The sequence below is a fragment of the Lysinibacillus sp. GW821-FHT14F06 genome (genome assembly GCF_058803665.1).
Genome location: NZ_JBXAPF010000043.1, coordinates 1 through 18,600 on the forward strand (window position 1 = coordinate 1; position 18,600 = coordinate 18,600).

Genomic DNA, 18,600 nt, shown 5'->3' on the forward strand with positions numbered 1-18,600 from the left:
ATTAAATAATAAGCCGCCAGCTAGTGCCAGTGCTAGTACCATCGACTTACGCCATTTATTGCGCTTACCCACGTTAACTTCTTTCCCTTCATCTCATCAATTTCGTTTCTCGTGTTCTATGTAATCACTTGAACGATGTATATTTGTAAATTTGTTCTTATATTTTCATTAGCCTTTTAAAAGTTTAGCATTAATAGCATAACTTTTATACTATTTCGCGTCTTTTTAATACTTTAGTAAAACTCGAAATAATTCTGTAACATTAGATAAAATAACAAAAAATTCTACTTTAAGATACATTTTTCTTCAAATTACGCGTTTTTTTCTTTTAGATATATTTGACCTATTTTGAAATTTGTAATGTTTCTGTAATATTACTTACACAAAAAAGGGTAAGGGGTTTTTCCCTTACCTATTGCTTCATAGACCGTAATGCTTGTATGGAAAGTCGTACTAATAAAATTGCACATAAAAATAAACCTAAGTATGCTGCTGTATTCAGATATACAGCATAAGAATCATGAATAAACTGTGAGATGGCTAACAGTGCTACTGAAATGATTCCAAAGGTGATACCAACGAGAAGCAAGACAAAACGTGAAAACAAATTGGTTATAAAGCGAGCATTATGTTCATCTGAAAAAATATCATGGTGTAAAATAATTTTTCCGCTCTCTACTCGCTGTATAAGCTGATCAACCCGTCTTGGCATTTTGCGTAATGTCGGAATAAGCATTGATAACTCTTCTTGTAAACGTTCCTTTGTGGCCATTGGTTCTTTAAATGGCTTGAGGAACGATGCCCGCATATAGGAAGAGGAAAAATCTTTGGATTCAGTGAAAATATCAAAACTGGGATCGATTACTCTTAATGTTCCATCTAATGTTACTAGTGAACGGAGCGCTAAACCAACTGCAGGATAGAAGGCTAGTCCAAAATCACGTACAACCGTAAACAATGCATGTATTAATTCTTCAGTTGGAATTCGATCTACATAAGAAATTTTTAACAAAATTTGGTCAATTGCCTGTTCCATTCTCGCACGCTCAGCATGATCTGCATGTTCAACCAACAATGTTAAGCCGTCATATAAAATGCTTGAATCATTTAACTGTATGCCCATTAAAAATAGCTTCAAGCCCTCTTGCTGAGTTGCCCCAAGGCGACCAACTGCTCCAAAATCAAGTAGGATTGGAATACCATCTGTCTCATCGATATGAATATTTCCTGGATGTGGATCTGCATGAAAGATACCTGAAAAAAGCATCTGCTCAAAGAAGGAATATAAAACCGTACGCGCAAACTGCCTACGATCAATTTTTAAACGTTTAAATTCAGTTGCTCCACTAGCAACACTTTTTCCTCGCACATACTCCATAACAATTATATTTTCAGTACAGTAATCCATGTGTATTTTAGGAATCCGTACCTTGTAATCACTTTTAGAAAGAGCATTTGTCACCTGTAATGTATTTCGGACCTCAATATCTAAATGAATTTCCTCACGTAATCCATCCGCAAAACCGCCAGCTAATTCCCGAAATCCTAGTGATTCAGCCCATGTAGATTTATTTGTTAGCCAATTGGCAAATTCCTCTAAAATATCAAGATCATCTCGCATAATCCCCTTCACCTCTGGACGCAGTAGCTTTACCACGACTTCATCATAATTCTTCAATCGTGCTTTATGTACCTGTCCAATAGATGCTGCTGCGATTGGTTCCATCTGAAAACTTGTAAATACCTCATTCATGGGCTTTGGAAGTGAATTCTCTAAAATTTGAGTCACCTGCTCTGGTCGTAGTGGCTTTACATTATGCTGCAGTCTTTCCAGCTCATCAATAAAAATTGGAGAGAATAGTTCCTTACGCGTGGAAAGGACCTGACCAAATTTAATGAATATCCCGCCGCATTGCTCCAATGTAGCTCTTAAAGCTATAGCAAGCTCCTTTTCATTTTCTCGTTGTCTTGCATATTTGATTGTTTGGACAACACCATTCGTTACAGCGATTTTTAACACCTGTCGTAAGCGCTTTTGCTGCCGCCAATAGCTGCGAAGACGTAACACTAAGGTTTTTTGACCATTGCGCCGATCTCCAGCTGTAATACCACTTGAATCAAAAAGCTCAAAGACAAGATAAAGCAACATAGAAATTAGCAACATGCTTCCAATCCAAATAAGTGTACTAACCTCCGTTACTGTTTGCATCATCGTTTCGGATAAAAAATCCGTATGGCGCAAATAGGAGTACCAGTAAACAAAGGAAGTTAGCGTTACACTAATAAGTACTGAAAGAAACCGACGAACAAAGTTAATATTTGAACCAATTAAGCGCCCGCTGACAAAATAAATAAGCCCTGATACAACAATAATTTGGATTAAAAACTTTAAAAAAATCAACAATGTCACCCCCGATGCAACTACCTAATACTGCTAGTATAACAAATTTAGCCACTTATTTTCTTTTACTAGGTTTCCCTTTCCCCTTCACCCCCCGATTTAAAGAATTTTATATTTCTATTGATGAAATACCTCTTGGGGTATATAATGCATTTATAGCAACGTTTCTTAAATATTTAACGCTAATTTATTATTATAAATCTTTATTTCGGAGACCTACATACCCATATATGTATAAAAAGAAAAGGATGTGTCTGTAAATGCGTAAAAAATTTTTAGTAGTCGGTGGTGTAGCAGGTGGAGCCTCTGCTGCAGCACGAATTCGCCGTCTTGATGAGCAGGCTGAAATTATTATATTCGAAAAAGGACCAAATGTTTCATTTTCCAACTGTTCTTTACCCTTTCACTTAAGTGGTATTGTTGAAAAAAGTGACAAATTGATTTTAATGTCACCGCAGGCCTTTCAAACAAAATACAATATTGAAGCACGTGTTCTTCATGAAGTGATACGTATTCATCGACAAGAAAAAACAATTACGGTAAAGGATTTACACACAGGTAATGAATATGAGGAAAGCTACGATACGTTAGTGTTATCCCCTGGAGCAAGTCCAATCGTCCCTAACTTGGATGGCATTCATTCTTCTCATGTTTTTACTGTTCGCAATGTCTCAGATATAGACCGTTTAAATCGCTATATACAGAGCGATGATATACAAGATATTGCTGTGATTGGTGGAGGATTTATCGGCGTAGAGGTAGCAGAAAATTTGCAACTGGCTGGCTTTAATGTCTCGCTCGTTGAATTTAGTCAGCAAATTATGATGCCCTTTGATTATGATATGGCTCAAATTTTACAAAAAGAGATGATGGATCGAGGAGTTAATGTCATTGTCAATGATGGTCTAGCCAAGGTTGCCGCTGATTATGTAGAACTAAATTCTGGCAAACAAGTAAAGGCACAGGCTGTCGTTTTAGCAATTGGTGTCCGACCTGAAACATCTTTAGCGCAAGAGGCTGGGCTGGCAATAGGTGAACTTGGCGGTATTAAGGTAGATGCTAATTATGTCACATCTGACCCTTTTATTTATGCTGTTGGTGATGCCATAGAAGTATTTCATCAATTAACTCATAAACAAACACGTCTGGCACTAGCTGGTCCTGCACTACGACAGGCACGGGCAGCAGCAAACCATATGTTCAATATGTCTCAGCAAAATAAAGGTGTTATCGGTTCCTCAAGTGTGCAAATTTTTGATCTTGCATGTGCTTCTACTGGCTTAAATGAAAAAACTGCACTAGCACAAGGCTTTCAAGCTAAGGGTGTGTATCTGATTGCACCAGACAAAGTCGGTTTAATGCCAAATAGTCATCCACTCCATTTCAAGCTTGTTTTTGAAGAACATACTGGAAGAATTCTTGGGGCACAAGCGATTGGAAAAGGTAGTGCGGAGAAACGTATTGATGTTATAGCAACTATGATTACAATGGGTGGAACAATAGAGGACTTAAAGGAATTAGAACTTACTTATTCCCCAATGTTTAGCACTGCCCGGGATATTGTCAATTTAGCTGCACTAGTTGCTCAAAATCAGATATACGGTACCTACAAGCAGATAAAAGTTAATGAGGTTAGAGATCTTGTCGAAAATAATGCCTATTTTTTAGATGTGCGAGAAAAAAATGAATATGATGCTGGCCATCTCATCCATGCACATAATATTCCATTAAGCGAGTTACGCAACCGGTTGAATGAGATTCCACAAGATATTCCCGTTTACGTTCATTGTCGTTCTGGACAACGAAGCTACAATGCAGTAATGGCCCTACAGAATAACGGATTCACGAATGTATTTAATGTAGCAGGCTCCTTCCTAGGTATTTGCCTATATGAATACTTTACAGATGTCTCAACAAACAGAGAAAAAATTGTGACAGCCTATAACTTTAATTAAGCTAAAAGGGATGCCGCCAAATTGCAGCATCCCTATTTTTTAATTAGTGGATAGCACTTGCTCCCAATTTATTGTGCCGTTTTTTACTTGGTCACGTTTTTCTTTATCCATAATATCATTTGGACGTCCACCTTTCGGCCAGTCTTTATCATGATTTGCCCATTCAGGTCGATCCTGTGATAAAATAAAGGCAGCTAAATCAGCAGCGTCTTGATCAGTTAATGTTCCAATTGCTCCAACTGGCATATTATTTTTTATGTAACCAGCCATTTTTGACATACGTGCAATACCTGCCCCATCATTAAATGAATTTTCACCCCATAATGCAGGTCCTGTATTAGCACCAGTACCAGCACCATCTGCTGCATGACAGGCTATACAAGATTGTCCATATAATGTTTCACCATTTGTGACATCTGGTATTGGAACATTTTTCATATTACTCGTGCCTGCCCACTCACGTTCAGCTCCAATCGGAACCCCTTCTGAGATATAGGCAAAATAAGATACCATTGCCTCTAATTCCTTGCTATTCATGTCAAATTTTTTACCATTCATACTACGAACCATACAACCATTAATACGCTCTTCTATTGTCACAACATCACCAGAACGGGCAATATATTGCGGGTAATTTGCCATAACGCCAACCAATGACGATGCTTGCTCATCATACCCCGCTCCTGCATGACAGCTTGTACAGGACAATTGATTTCCAACATATTCTTCCGCAGCAACATGTGTATTATTAACTAGCTCATAGCCGTACAAGATGGTTTCCTTCATAGGTCCCTCCGGTACTTCCTCAATACTTGGCGGTGCATAGACAACTGACTGCGCAGCTGCTGATGTTGGTATTTTTGATTGTGTTGCTGCTTCTTCAGTTTCTCCATTAGCATCACCTAAAATTTTGTCACTAATGACTGCTCCGATAAAGAGCGTGCCTGCTAACAGCAATGTTCCTGCTACTCCTGCTACGATAGGTTTCATCTATAATACCCCCCTTTGTATAATCACCTATATTTTAGCAAAATAATGTATTTATAGATGTGATTTTTCTCACACCTAGCTAAAATAGAACCATTATGATGATAAAAATGGATAAATTATGAAATTAATATTGTTCTACAACACAATAAACACGACTTAATACCTCTTTTAGTATATAGATTTTTCTGAAATAAAAATGCCAAGTACAAATAGTACTCGGCACCTTATCCATTTTTTATATTTTACACTCACCAGCAGCACAGGAAGATTCTCCATCCCCTGTCATCTTTAATACAGGTTGAATTCCAGCTATCTCGGCTGCTTGATGCAACGTTCGGACGAAAACCTCAGTTGGTTCTGCCCCTTTAATACCATAGCGATTTTCAAAAACAAAGAACGGCACACTTTGTACGCCAAGTTGTTTTGCATCGTAGCGGTCTTTATCTAAAGCTTCACTAAAATCATTTGATTTGATAACTTCCTTTGCAAGATTGACATCTAAGTCAAGGGCTTCAATGACTGTTAATAAAAATTTAGAATCGTTTACATCTTTACCCTCTAAAAAGTATCCTCTCATCAGCGCTTCCGTATAGGCTGACTCTTTACTGAACTGCCTTACCCACTTTGCTAATCGATGTGCTTTTTCAGTATGAGCTGTTTTCATTTCTTCAAAATTGTAATGAAGCCCCACCTCTGCCGCTCGCACGGCTATGTTCTTTGTCATTCCCTTTACTTCTTCTAGCGTTGAGTCAAATTTTTCCGCCATTCCCTCATATAACATAGGTGCATTCTTCCGAGGTGTATCTGGCGCTATTTGAAATGCTTTATACTCAATCTCTACTTGCCCAGTATATCCAGCCAAATCGATGGCACGTTCCAATTCACGTTTACCGATATAACAGAACGGACAAGTAAAATCTGAGAAAATTTCAATTTTCATTTTCTACAGCCCTCCCTATCAATTACGCCCTAGCGTAATTGCGTCCGGATTTTTTTCGAGCTCGCTCGAAAAGCTCCTCTTTAAAATCCGTGACATCCGCCAGGGGCTTTATCTTGATTCAGCGGGCGTTTGTACACCCACTGAATAGGAAGAAAATTGCATTCCTATAGAGGTGGGAGTCTTCTGTATCTGCCGATATGCTTTAGATACAAAAAAACATTTGCTGAATCAAGATAAAATATCTATCCAAATTTTAATAGCAGTTGCTAAAATCAGCACTGCTAAAATAGCTTGTAAAACTTTCGTATTTAATTTTTTTCCTGCTCGTGCACCAAGAGGAGCTGCTATAAGACTTGCCACAATCATAATGATTGCAGGATAATAATCAACCTGCCCTGTCATCAACTTTCCAATTGTTCCACCGATTGAGGATATAAAGGTAATGGCAAGGCTAGAGGCAATCGTCATACGGGTTGGTATACCTAGGATCACCAACATAATAGGGACTAATAAAAAGCCACCAGCTGCTCCAACAATCCCAGAGCCAATACCAACAATAAATGCTAATATAGCAGCTACTGGTTTATTAAATGTCACCTCTTGCATTGTCTTGTCGTCAATCTGCTTCTTCGGAATAAACATCATCACTGCGGCAATCAATGCCAAAATGCCATAAACAATGTTAACGCCTGCCTCTGATAAAAATTTAGAGCCAAAGCTACCGACGAAACTACCAACTAATATAGCGCCACCCATATAAATAATAAGTGATTTATTTAAAAAACCACCTTTACGATAAGCCCATACCCCAGCTATAGAGGCAAAAAACACTTGCACTGCGCTTATTCCTGATACCTCATGTGCTGAAAAAGCCGCGAATCCAAGTAAAGGCGGAATATAAAGTAGCATGGGATATTTAATAATTGAACCGCCAATACCTAGCATCCCTGATATATATGAACCGATAAAGCCAATCAAAAATATTGTTATGATCCATGTAATATCCATTTAGTTTCCTTCTTTCTGTCAAATCCACTGAAGATAAAATCAAGCTTTCAACTTTGAATTTTCCACTTCCACACAGAATGTTCGCTGTGCGAAACAAACTATATTTCACCTGATAACAGAAGGGCTGCTCTATTCTTCTAGATAGACAGCCCTCACAAACCTTAAACTTTCTGAATTAAAAATGTCATGATACCAGCTTCTTCAGATTGACCTAGTATCGTATGACCACCAGCTTTAGCCCAAGCAGGGATATCTGCGAGAGCCCCTTTATCTGTTACTTGAACCTCTAAAATTTCACCTGAAGCTAAAGTATCCATAGCCTTTTTTGTCTTCACGATTGGCATAGGGCAGGATAAGCCCTTTGCATCTAGTTGTAAATTTGATTTCATATTTTTCTCCTTCATATCGGCAAAGGTTGTAAGCGATTTTACCGATTGTCCTTGTTTTTTCATGACTGTACGAAGGATGAGCGCCTTCGCTTCACGATATTTACATGCTACAAACATACATGCATACTCATTGCATTTCACCATGGTTGATTGATGGCCTTATCGAACCGCGCAGCGATTAGGTCCTATCTCCATCTCAGTTTGTTCGTCTAGCTCCGGCGTGATTTTCCCCATGTTTACCTGACGGATTTCTTGGTAGGCATTAGGCTGCGGCGGCAATTGCTCTGTGACAATATTTCTGAACTCTGTTTCATCCTCAATATTTAATCCATGATTTTCTGCAAATAACTGCCCTAGACGCTTAGCAACTGTCCCATCTTCATTTAACTCATCAATAATCATAAAATGTGCTGGCAAGACTACGAGATCATCAGAAAGTTCACGATAGCGCTTATAAAGTGTGTCACGTAAATCTCCTACCCAATCAGCAGCGAGCCCAGCTAAATCAGGACGACCAATTGAATCGATAAATAAAATATCACCTGTTAATAAATACTTACCATCCACTACAAATGATGTTGAGCCAATTGTATGTCCTGGCGAATAAATGGCTCCTACATCTATTTTAGATGCACCAATTTGAACAGTCGTGCCATCAACTAAAGGTGTATAATCAAAGACAACCTCCTCTGCATCTTTTGGTGGTAAATAATACACAGCGCCTGTAGCTGCCGCGATATGTCGCCCACCTGAAATATGGTCAGCATGTAAATGTGTATCCAAAACATATTTGATTTTCACGTTATTCTCTTCCGCAAAGTTTATAAATACATCAGTAAAGCGAACAGCATCAATAATAGCAGCCTCTCCCTCAGAGATTACCATATAAGAAAGACAGCCCTTCCCTAAACGCACAAATTGATAAAGCTCTCCTCCACCTGTTAAATCTCCTACTTTAATGGGCTCCAAATATTCGCTCCACGTTTTCATGCCCCCATCTAAATAAGCAACATCGCGTCCTGCTTCTGATAGCATTTCTGCAACCATCACCGACGACCCCTCTTTGGCACAAACAACTAAAATATCCTTGTCAGTAGGGATTTTTGGCAAAATATCCTCCACACCATCTAACAGCTCAAAATAAGGGATATTCAGATACTCAAATCTATGACCTTCAATTTTCCAGTCTTCAAATGCATCTACATTACGAACATCTAAAATAAATAACTCTTCATTATTAATTACTTTTTTAGCCACTTGTGCTGCGTTCCATTTTAAAACCGACATTTCTTTTACCCCCTAAGGTATTATTTTATTGAATTTTTTAGCGGAAAGGATATCCCTCCCCGCTTTTTCTTTGTTTTTGTCAGACAATTAGAATGACAATGATGGTGCTGCGTCCTTTGCAAACTCTAAGAATGTAACAGCTCCTCCAACCTCAATACCATCAATAAAATCATCAGTTGTTAACCCCATTACATCCATTGTCATTTGACATGCGATAAATTTCACACCTAGTTCCTGCGCCATTTCCACTAATTGCGGTATGGCTGGTACATTAGCATTTGCAAAGCCCTGTGCAAAATGCTCCGCTCCAGCAGGCATCGGTAATGCTTGCATACCTTGCTTATGAATAAAATTCAACCCTTCAAATGTGAAGAAGATGGCTACCTCTTTCTCTGAGGCTGCCGCTGCTGTTGCGATATTAAACACCTTATAAGCATCGAAAAGCCCACCATTACTTGCAATAATTGCTACTTTGTTTGACATCATAAATTCCTCCTAAATTGTTTTTATTAGATCGCCTTTCCAAGAAGTCATACCCGGCAAGACGTTAAATACCTTTGAAAACCCATGTGCTGCAAGTTTTTGTGCAGCAAAATCACTGCGCTTCCCAGTGCGGCAAATAACATAAATCTCCTGTTCTTGATTAAGCTCTGAAAGACGTGACTCTAGCTCACCCATTGGTATAGATTTAGCTCCTTCAATATGTCCAAAAGCAAATTCTGCTTCTTCACGTACATCAAGAATTAAACCCTCTCTACCTGTAATCTGTTCTAAATCAATTGTCTGCGGAAACGTTTTTTCCTCCATAATTTCATTTGAGCATTTCCGAATATAATGCTTAAGCACATCATCTTCTTCCAAAGTCCCAATATATTGGTGCCCGACAGCTTCAGCCCAAGCCGCGATATCCGCCTTTGACCCCTTATCTGTTGCTGATATTTCTAGAATTTGTCCTTCTACTAAATCAACCATTGCCTTTTTGGTCCTTACAATTGGCATTGGACAAGAAAGCCCTTTGGCATCTAGCTGAAAATCCACCTTAATACTCATAATTCTCCTCCTTATACCTACAAGGGTATTATTTTATTCAAAAAAATATAATACTTTTAATTACTCCACTTCACCATTCCAAGCAAGCATACCACCAACCATATTTGTAACATCAAAGCCATGACTTTCTAAAAATAGAGCAGCTTGCCCACTGCGACCACCTGAACGGCAAATAATAACATACGATTCATTTTTATTTAGCTCATGCATTCGAAATTCAAGTAAACCAAGTGGGATATGAATAATACCTGGAATATGTCCAGCCTCCACCTCATCTACTTCACGCACATCAATTAAATGGATTGGCTGACCTTGCTCTAATGCCTGTTGTACTTCTTTGGCTAAAATCTCTTTCATGCTTTGTCTCCTCCTAATAGGCACTCATGCCACCACGGACATTTGTAACACGTTCAAACCCTTGTTTTTTTAGTTGCTTACATGCTTGACTACTGCGCATGCCACTCTGACAAATGACAACTATTTCTTTATCCCTTGGCAATTTATTAAAACTAGAACCTAGCGGAATATTTTTAAACTGGGGGATATTACGTCCCTTATATTCAGCCGGTGTTCGTACATCAATAAAAACTTTATCTTGATCATGTAGAATATTTTTTAGTTGTGCTGCTGAGATTGATTGTACTCCTTTTGCAGGCATCATTCTCCATACTAAAATTGCAATAATAATCGCAACGATAAGCCAAGCTTCCAAATCTAACTACCTCCTTTTATACTATAAAGGGTATATCAATTAAGCTCCAGCATAATTGCATCTGGTTTTTTTCGAGCTCCCTCGAAAAGCTCCTCTTTAAAATCCGTGACATCCACCAGGGGCTTTGGGCAACAGATGATGTTTTTTTGTGCGAAAGCGTAGTGCTAACGCAGCGACAGCAACATGATGTTTTTTGTGCGAAAGCGTAGTGCTAACGCAGCGACAGCAACATGATGTTGGTCACTCAAGCATTTTCACAGGATGTGAAGATTTTAGCCTAAGTTCCTCTATTTCAGCGGGCGTTTGTACACACACTGAATAGGAAAAAACCGCATTCATTCTGCCACCTGTAGAGATGGTAGTACTCTGCTGAATATAGATAAATTTTACCTACTTTTGACAACTAAATCCATTGCCTCTTGGATCGCCATATTCATCTTTCCAGCATCTCCTTCAGCAGTCGTTACACAGTCTAATAAATTTTCACTTACGATAACACCAATTGTTCGATCAACCGCAGAACGCACGGCAGATAGCTGTGTAATCACATCCTTACAGTGCTGTTCTTCCTCCATCATGCGTAATATACCGCGTAATTGACCTTCTATTCGTTTTACACGATTTGCTGTTTTTGGACCATAAGCCATTCCGTTCATGCCCCCTTTTATTTGATTGATGAAACCTGCTTACGAAATTCATAATATACCCCGCGAGGTATATTGTCAACATAAAAGTTTTCCGGTACTTCCTCAAGGTTCTATCCGTCACTTCAGCCTTTCTATCCATCTATCTCAATTCCCCATAAAAAAACCCCTGCTATGAGCCGTTACTCATAACAGGGATTTCCAGTCTTTTTATTTTGCTAATTGCATGGCTGGACCAAAGAATTCATAGTGAATCTTTTCATCTTTCACGCCAATTTCTTGTAAATGTTTAATAACAGCTTCCATAAAGCCAACAGGTCCACATACATAAACATCTGTGTTATCTGCCACTTTTTCCGCTAATATTTCTTTTGTAATTTGCTTATCCTCGTCAGAGTATAACGCTGTATAAGACGCATTAGAAAGTGCAGCCACTTTCCCTTGAATGTCATCACTAAATGCTACAACTTTTTCATTACGTGCACATTGGATAAAGTTCACTTCATTTGTAGCATCATTTTTCAGTGATTGCAGCATACTGTTTAATGGAGTTACACCGATACCACCGCTGACAAATGTAATTGGAGCCGTAGTTTCTTCTAAAACAAATAACCCAGCTGGAGCACTTACATCTACTAAATCCCCAACTTGTAAGTTATCGTGAATAAAGTTTGAAACTTTACCATTTGGCGTTTGGTCACTTTCACGTTTCACCGAAATGCGATAGCCATCTTCTGCGCTCGCCTGTGAAAGCGTGTATTGGCGATTCATTAAATACTCTTCACCTGGTACTTTCACACGAATGCTAATGTATTGGCCTGGCTCATAAGCTGGTAGAGGTGAGCCATCTTCATTTTCAAAGTAAATAGAAGTAACAAGATCACTTTCTACTACTTTTTTCGCTACTTTTAATGGTTTAAATAAACGCCATCCACCGTTACCTTCAGCTTTTTGATATAACTCTTCTTCTACTTGAATGAAAACATCTGCGATTACACCATAAGCCTCAGCCCATGCATTAATAATATCATCTGTTGCTGCATCACCAAGCACTTCTTTAATGGCTTTTAATAAATTTTCTCCAACAATTGGATAATGCTCAGGTAAAATACCTAAACTACGATGCTTATGTGCAATTAACATCACTGCTGGCAAAATTGCCCCTAAATTCTCAATATGAACAGCAGCAGCATAAACTGTGTTTGCTAACGCTGTTTGTTGGCGACCTTTTTCTTGGTTTGTGTGATTAAAAATATTTAATAATTCCGGATGAGCTTGAAACATATTTTTGTAAAACGTTTTTGTAATTTCAACACCATGAACTTCTAATACAGGAACCGTTGCTTTAATAATTTGTACTGTTTCTTGTTTTAACATATCGCATACCATCCTTTCGTGATTACAATATAACGCTTCCATTCTCTAAAAGCAATATCTAAAATACATCTTTAACAAAATGGACATAATTAATGTATTTTAAATACATCTTAAAAAAAGTATTGAATTTATTATACTTCAAAGTAAAAATGCTATAATTATTGTGAACTACAGAAAGTAGGGTGTTCTTATGCGTTTAACTTTATACACAGATTACTCTCTTCGAACACTTATTTACCTAGGTGCGAAGGAAGACGGTGAATTATCAACCATTCAAGAAATTTCGGATGCTTATAATATATCAAAAAACCATTTAATGAAAGTTACCCATCAGCTCGGATTACTTGGCTACATTGAAACCATTCGCGGACGAGGCGGGGGTATACGTCTTGCAATTGATCCTAAAACTATCACAATTGGTGCAATAGTGCGTCAAACAGAAGAGGATTTTCATCTAGTGGAATGCTTTGATAAGGAAAATAATCTATGTAAAATTGCACCAGAATGTCAGCTAAAGGGTGTCCTAAATGAAGCATTACAAGCCTATTTAGCCGTTTTAGATCGCTATACTCTTGATGATTTTTTACATTCGAAAGAAAAGTTGATGGCACTGTTGCTTGGCAAATAAAATACCCGCTCAACATAAGTTGGACGGGTATTTCTTTATAATCTATAATTTTCTTGAAAAGAAAATCATATCTAATGCACGTATGCCATTTTCATAGATAGGCTCTGGATAAGAACTAAAAAAGTCCTTTTCAATTGATTCCATACGAAAGCCTGCCTTCTGATAGAAAGCAATATTATCAATACTCGAATTGGCAGTACCCACTAAAATTGTTTGATATCCTTGAGAGTGACAAATGCTTGTTATTTGTCGCAATGCTTCCTTGCCAAGTCCCTTCCCCTGATAATTTGGTACGATCGCAATATTTTTCAACTCCACTGCCTTATTAGATTGTGCAAGAAGTAGTGCTACGCCTGCTAATTGTTCACCACATTTAATTTCATACAAGTCGCCGTCATTTAAATATTTCCTTACAGCTTCTTCACTTTCATCTGCTATTAATAATTGCGATAAATAGCTCTCTCGTGGGCCTTCCACTTTTACTAAAGCTGTACGATAACGGACAAAATCTGTACGTTCAAAAACATTTAAAACACATGGCTGCTTTTCCTTTACCTCTAACCATGCGTGCTCCTCCGGAAAATCCTTTTCTACTCCTAATCGAATAAATGGGAATTTCTCCTGTGCCTTTTGAGAACGAATATTGACCTGTCTCGCACCTGCGAAAACCCGTTCAAGTCCTAATTCAAAAAATGCAATATCTAAAATCGCTATTTTCGCTTCTATATTATAGCCTTTTCCCCAAAACTCATAGCCAAGCCAAGAACCAATGTGACAGCTTTTTTTCGTGTGATCGATAAACATTAATGCAGTCACACCAATGAACTGTCCTTCTTCGTTTAGGACAACCCGAGGAACAGTCTTTCCATCCTCTTCATCCACACATTCTCGTTTAATAAAATTTATTGTGTCTTCTACTTTACCAGCAGGTAACCCTAGTGCATCTCGCACCTGTGGCATGGAAGACAATGCATGCATTGCTTCAGCATATTTAATATCATGTCTCACTAAAGTTACTGCCATTCTCTTTCTCCTTTTGTTCATTCAACTTTGCATTTATGCCAGACATGCATCGGATTTTTTTCATCATCCATTACTGGCATATGAATCATTTGAAACGAACGTTCATTTTCTAATTTCAATAAATCTGCATATACCTCACTAGATCGACTTAAACCAACCGAAATAGCATCCTCTAAAGAATTAGCAAAATATGCCTTATCTACTCCCGCCATTGCCATCGCACCAAAACACATAGGACAGGGTGCCCCACTAGCATACATAACGGCCCCTGTTAAGTCTATTGACTGTAGCTTTTCCTGCGCACGTCGAACAGCTAAAAGCTCCGCGTGGCCAGTACTATCTGGGCGAAGATGTAACTCATTGACACCTTCCCCGATAATTTCTTCATCCTTTATTAATACAGCTCCAAATGGTTGTCCACCTTGCTCTATGTTCTCTAAAGCAAGTTCTATAGCTCGTTGCATCCACTTGTTCATATATACTCCCCTTTAAAATCAATTATACGTAAGCTGCCAAGATACTCCGAAACGATCCTCAATCCATGTAAATTGCTTAGAAAAACCATAATTATCAAGAGGCATTAATGCCTTTCCGCCCTCTAGCATTTGAGCCGAGAGATGGTTGATTTCTTCCACAGACTCACATTCCAGAAAGATTGAGATGGATGGTGTAAAAGTAAAATTATGCTGTATAACACTATCATTGACCATAATTTTCAGACTTTTTAAATCGAGTATAGCCATTGCTATCTGCTGTGAGTTTTCCATATATGTTAAGCTCTTGATTTCTAAATCCGAAAACCATTGTTGATATTGATGAATAGCCTCATTTGCCTGTCCCTGAAACATTAAAAATGTAGTGGCACTTTTCATTTCGTCAACTCTCCTTCATATTTTGTAACCCATTGCATCGGTGTCATTTTCGCAACAAGTTCACCAATTAAATCGTACGGAATATTTTTTGAATTTGTAAAACGAATACAGCTCTTTCCCATATTGAGCTTTGTGGGTACACGCCTTGCATACTCCTCCTGAAACCAAGACAATAACTCCCTATCTGTATAAAGACCCATATGATAGACAGCTAAATGTCGTTTTTGTGCAGCAAGGCTAATGAAAGGAAGTGGTGTATTTGGTGTAACATGATAACCCTTAGGATACGTTGATAATGGGACAACATAGCTAATCATGTCATAATTCAATGTGCGTTCAAAGCCTTCAGGTAAATTTGTTTCCACCACATCTACCAGCCTAGCAAAGCTTTCACGCCATTTTTCATCGACTTGCTCGATATATGTGTGCGTCATTCTCAGCCTCCTTTCCTATAATTATTTTGTACACAACCGTCCCGTTCAATCGATGCAAATTTGAGAAATCCCATAAAAGACATCATTTCGAATCACACTTCTTTATTACCCATTTTAGATCATTTAAAAATAAGTAAATATATTTTGTAAATACGATACCATTTTATTACTAGAAATAACAAAAGAAATAGTACAATTATATGGTGCATCTATAAAATTACAGCCTATCTCATGATATAAAGAATTTATACAGTACTTGTCAACTCGTTTTTATCACTTACAATTTTTATCGATTTTGATAGTATAAATGATTTTATAAAATTTGCGTACAAAAAAACGCTCGGATAATTCCACAAGCGTTTGAGTACATAAATACTATTTTATTTTAAAAGTTGCTACTATGCCCTTAATAATCGGTATGGCTGTTCCCATTAACACAATCGGAAGGAACCACCAGCCAAGAGTTTCTATCTCCCCTATAGCAATTTGAACCATCTGAAATGATATAGCAGCAAAGATAATTAAACAAAGATTTTTAATTTCATTTAAAGTCTTACGGCTATTTAAATAAAATGCCTCAACATTGTTTTCATTTAAACGTGCTGGGTAATTGTGCATATGCGGTGCCTTTTCCAGTAGGCTCAATAATATCCAGAGAAACGTTCCGATAAATGGAAGAATGAACAGTTCTATTTTTGAGCCCCAACGATCCACTTCTCCTACACCGTTAAAATGCCCTGGAATCTCTTCAGGCATTTCGCCCCACATAAAAAAAATGTAAAGGATGGACAGCACAAATAATCCACAGCCAATATAGTCCCATAGTTTTTCAACTTTTGTTTTTGGCAATTTCAAAATTGGTCTATACACCTTCTCACATCCCTAGTCAGTTCTTTATTGATTCTACGTTACTACAGCTCATTAAGTTTCAAATTTATGAGGATTGACATATTTGTTTATGTTCTATCATTAACTATCCGCTTTCGTTACAAGTTAATTACCTATTATTTCTATGTTTTTTATTATTTTCTCTACAACTTACTTCCATATTAGTTTTATTAATTAACATGAAAATACTCTTAATACTTTGTAAAATTCATATAATCTGATATAAATGGTATATATACATATTTCATTTTTTTGTAACATTTATACTAAATTACTGAGAAAGGAAACTTCAACTATGCGATTTACTATCTACAAGAAATTGATACTCGGTTTTTTTATTGTTATTTTAGTTTTAATTGGCACAATCGGGTTAAACATTAAACAGCTTAATTCCGTTAATCAAACATATCGTGTGTTACTTGAAGAACAAACTACTAGATCTATAAGTATTCAGGAGCTTCGAGCGATTGCGAAGCAAGAAATTGTAAGCCTAAGAGGGTATTTATTACTTGGAGATAAACAAAATCTTCAAAGCAACAATGAATCAAGGGAAGAATTCAAAAAAAAATCAGATGAATTAATGGCATCTTTCCATACTAATGAATCTATTGAATTATTAGAGGCTATCAATAAAAGTGAGCAAAATGTCCAGCAATTCGCTGATCGTATGTTTTCCTTAAAGGCTACTGGAGAAACAGAACAATACGAAAAGCTTGATAGTACACAGGGACGATTAATTATTAAGCAATTCGATGCACGCGTAGAAAACCTTGCCAATTATCAAAGTGAGTATATAGATGGTAAAATCGCCGCGACAACTAAAGAAATTCAATCGATAAAATTTCAAATGATTATACTTGGGGTGTTTGCTGTTGTCATTAGTCTGATAATTGCTATTATCATGGGTAGCCTTATTTCTCGACCTATTAAAGGGATGGCTAGAGCAGCACAAAAAATTGCCGAGGGTGATTTAACAGCAGAGCAAATCCGTATAAAGAATCGTGATGAGGTTGGTGATTTAGCACTTGCCTTTAATCAAATGGCTCTAAATTTAAAGGAGCTCATTACAAGTGTTCGTCACAATACTGTACAGGTAAGTGGCTCTGCAGCTGAATTAACAGCAAGTGCAGATCAAACAATCCAAGCAACAGAGCAGATGACATCCTCTATACAGGAGGTTGCAAGTGGCTCTGAGGCGCAAGGAAAAAATGCTACTGAAAGCTCTGAAGCCATGAAAAATATGACAAGAGGTATTCAGCAATTGGCAACGACTACAGCTGCTGTATCTGAGCTTGCTTTGGAAACAAATGTTGAGGCTAACAAAGGAAACGATTCATTACTCCGTGTCATTACACAAATGGATACAATTCATACAGCCGTTTTAGAGTCTGCGAACGTAGTCAAAAACTTAGGGAACCACTCTGTAGAAATAGGTAATATTATCGGTCTTATTACAGATATTGCAGAGCAAACAAATTTACTAGCATTAAACGCTGCAATTGAGGCTGCTCGTGCAGGAGATCATGGTCGCGGCTTTGCTGTTGTTGCGGATGAAGTAAAAAAACTAGCGGAGCAATCTAAGCAATCGGCTGAACAAATTGCTAGCCTCATTTCCGAAATTCAGCATGATACAAATCGTGCGGTATCTGTTATGGATACTGGTACACAAGAGGTTCAAATTGGCATGCAAGTTGTAAAGGTAGCTGAGGAAGGCTTTTCAAAAATCGTTGATCTGATTGAACAAGTTTCTAAGCAAATTCAAGAAGCAACGACCGTTTCAGAAGAAATGTCTTCAAGTGCGGAGCTGATATATGCATCCTTCGATGAAATAGCAACAATTGCACAAATGTCTTCTTCTAACTTACAAAATGTGGCCTCTGCCTCTGAAGAGCAGCTAGCCACGATTGAAGAGGTGGCCGCTTCTGCTGCTACACTTTCAAATATGGCTGAGGAATTACAAACTCAAGTTTCACGCTTTAAAATAGAATAAAAATACTAAAAG

Annotated in this window: 20 protein-coding genes; 3 read left to right on the forward strand and 17 right to left on the reverse strand. The window is 37.8% G+C overall.

Annotated features, from left to right (window positions below; all coding sequences use genetic code 11):
• Positions 1-412: 412 nt before the first annotated feature.
• Positions 413-2,401 carry an ABC1 kinase family protein gene (locus tag AC1RNS_RS23855; RefSeq protein ID WP_492996286.1) on the reverse strand — a complete coding sequence of 663 codons (1,989 nt, stop codon included), beginning with the start codon at positions 2,399-2,401 and terminating at the stop codon, positions 413-415.
• A 260-nt stretch (positions 2,402-2,661) separates the two neighbouring features.
• Between AC1RNS_RS23855 and AC1RNS_RS23860 the strand changes: the two genes are divergently transcribed.
• A complete protein-coding gene (locus tag AC1RNS_RS23860) occupies positions 2,662-4,356 on the forward strand; it encodes an FAD-dependent oxidoreductase (RefSeq protein ID WP_492996287.1) in 1,695 nt (564 codons plus the stop codon).
• Between the two features lie 39 nt (positions 4,357-4,395).
• Here the strand turns inward: AC1RNS_RS23860 and AC1RNS_RS23865 are convergent, their stop codons facing one another.
• From AC1RNS_RS23865 to hmpA, 11 genes are all read right to left on the reverse strand, one after another.
• Positions 4,396-5,346, reverse strand: coding sequence for a c-type cytochrome (locus AC1RNS_RS23865; protein ID WP_492996288.1), 951 nt, complete (start codon positions 5,344-5,346; stop codon positions 4,396-4,398).
• Between the two features lie 235 nt (positions 5,347-5,581).
• Complete coding sequence (locus AC1RNS_RS23870) at positions 5,582-6,286, reverse strand: DsbA family oxidoreductase (RefSeq protein ID WP_492996290.1); 705 nt, start codon at positions 6,284-6,286, stop codon at positions 5,582-5,584.
• 228 nt (positions 6,287-6,514) lie between these two features.
• A complete protein-coding gene (locus AC1RNS_RS23875; RefSeq protein ID WP_492996292.1) occupies positions 6,515-7,294 on the reverse strand; it encodes a sulfite exporter TauE/SafE family protein in 780 nt (259 codons plus the stop codon).
• A gap of 161 nt (positions 7,295-7,455) precedes the next feature.
• Entirely contained in the window at positions 7,456-7,683 is a 228-nt protein-coding gene (locus AC1RNS_RS23880; protein ID WP_427537822.1) for a sulfurtransferase TusA family protein, read from the reverse strand.
• Positions 7,684-7,842: 159 nt separating this feature from the next.
• Complete coding sequence (locus AC1RNS_RS23885; protein WP_492996293.1) at positions 7,843-8,970, reverse strand: MBL fold metallo-hydrolase; 1,128 nt, start codon at positions 8,968-8,970, stop codon at positions 7,843-7,845.
• Between the two features lie 87 nt (positions 8,971-9,057).
• A complete protein-coding gene (locus tag AC1RNS_RS23890; RefSeq protein WP_492996295.1) occupies positions 9,058-9,453 on the reverse strand; it encodes a DsrE/DsrF/DrsH-like family protein in 396 nt (131 codons plus the stop codon).
• 12 nt (positions 9,454-9,465) lie between these two features.
• Complete coding sequence (locus AC1RNS_RS23895; RefSeq protein WP_492996297.1) at positions 9,466-10,020, reverse strand: sulfurtransferase TusA family protein; 555 nt, start codon at positions 10,018-10,020, stop codon at positions 9,466-9,468.
• Between the two features lie 60 nt (positions 10,021-10,080).
• Positions 10,081-10,377, reverse strand: a complete 297-nt coding sequence (locus tag AC1RNS_RS23900; protein ID WP_492996299.1) for a rhodanese-like domain-containing protein — start codon at positions 10,375-10,377, stop codon at positions 10,081-10,083.
• 13 nt (positions 10,378-10,390) lie between these two features.
• Positions 10,391-10,678 (reverse strand): rhodanese-like domain-containing protein, encoded by a 288-nt coding sequence (locus tag AC1RNS_RS23905; protein WP_492996354.1) that lies wholly within the window; start codon positions 10,676-10,678, stop codon positions 10,391-10,393.
• Between the two features lie 440 nt (positions 10,679-11,118).
• Positions 11,119-11,379, reverse strand: coding sequence for a metal-sensitive transcriptional regulator (locus AC1RNS_RS23910; RefSeq protein ID WP_492996300.1), 261 nt, complete (start codon positions 11,377-11,379; stop codon positions 11,119-11,121).
• A 207-nt stretch (positions 11,380-11,586) separates the two neighbouring features.
• Complete coding sequence (hmpA, locus tag AC1RNS_RS23915; RefSeq protein ID WP_492996301.1) at positions 11,587-12,753, reverse strand: NO-inducible flavohemoprotein; 1,167 nt, start codon at positions 12,751-12,753, stop codon at positions 11,587-11,589.
• 190 nt (positions 12,754-12,943) lie between these two features.
• On the opposite strand from hmpA, the gene AC1RNS_RS23920 reads away from it, so the two are divergent.
• Positions 12,944-13,381 carry an Rrf2 family transcriptional regulator gene (locus AC1RNS_RS23920; protein ID WP_054771049.1) on the forward strand — a complete coding sequence of 146 codons (438 nt, stop codon included), beginning with the start codon at positions 12,944-12,946 and terminating at the stop codon, positions 13,379-13,381.
• A 42-nt stretch (positions 13,382-13,423) separates the two neighbouring features.
• Here AC1RNS_RS23920 and AC1RNS_RS23925 read toward each other — a convergent pair whose 3' ends face one another.
• The 5 genes from AC1RNS_RS23925 to AC1RNS_RS23945 form a co-directional block, all read right to left on the reverse strand.
• Positions 13,424-14,404 carry a GNAT family N-acetyltransferase gene (locus AC1RNS_RS23925; protein ID WP_492996303.1) on the reverse strand — a complete coding sequence of 327 codons (981 nt, stop codon included), beginning with the start codon at positions 14,402-14,404 and terminating at the stop codon, positions 13,424-13,426.
• 17 nt (positions 14,405-14,421) lie between these two features.
• Positions 14,422-14,880: a nucleoside deaminase gene (locus tag AC1RNS_RS23930; RefSeq protein WP_492996305.1), complete on the reverse strand. Its 459-nt coding sequence runs from the start codon at positions 14,878-14,880 to the stop codon at positions 14,422-14,424.
• Positions 14,881-14,898: 18 nt separating this feature from the next.
• A complete protein-coding gene (locus AC1RNS_RS23935; RefSeq protein WP_492996307.1) occupies positions 14,899-15,276 on the reverse strand; it encodes a VOC family protein in 378 nt (125 codons plus the stop codon).
• Positions 15,273-15,710, reverse strand: coding sequence for a DUF1801 domain-containing protein (locus AC1RNS_RS23940; protein WP_492996308.1), 438 nt, complete (start codon positions 15,708-15,710; stop codon positions 15,273-15,275). The genes AC1RNS_RS23935 and AC1RNS_RS23940 overlap by 4 nt, the downstream gene beginning before the upstream one ends.
• Positions 15,711-16,085: 375 nt before the next feature.
• Positions 16,086-16,580, reverse strand: coding sequence for a DUF1648 domain-containing protein (locus AC1RNS_RS23945; protein WP_492996310.1), 495 nt, complete (start codon positions 16,578-16,580; stop codon positions 16,086-16,088).
• Positions 16,581-16,893: 313 nt separating this feature from the next.
• Between AC1RNS_RS23945 and AC1RNS_RS23950 the strand changes: the two genes are divergently transcribed.
• Entirely contained in the window at positions 16,894-18,588 is a 1,695-nt protein-coding gene (locus tag AC1RNS_RS23950) for a methyl-accepting chemotaxis protein (RefSeq protein ID WP_492996312.1), read from the forward strand.
• Positions 18,589-18,600 lie beyond the last annotated feature (12 nt).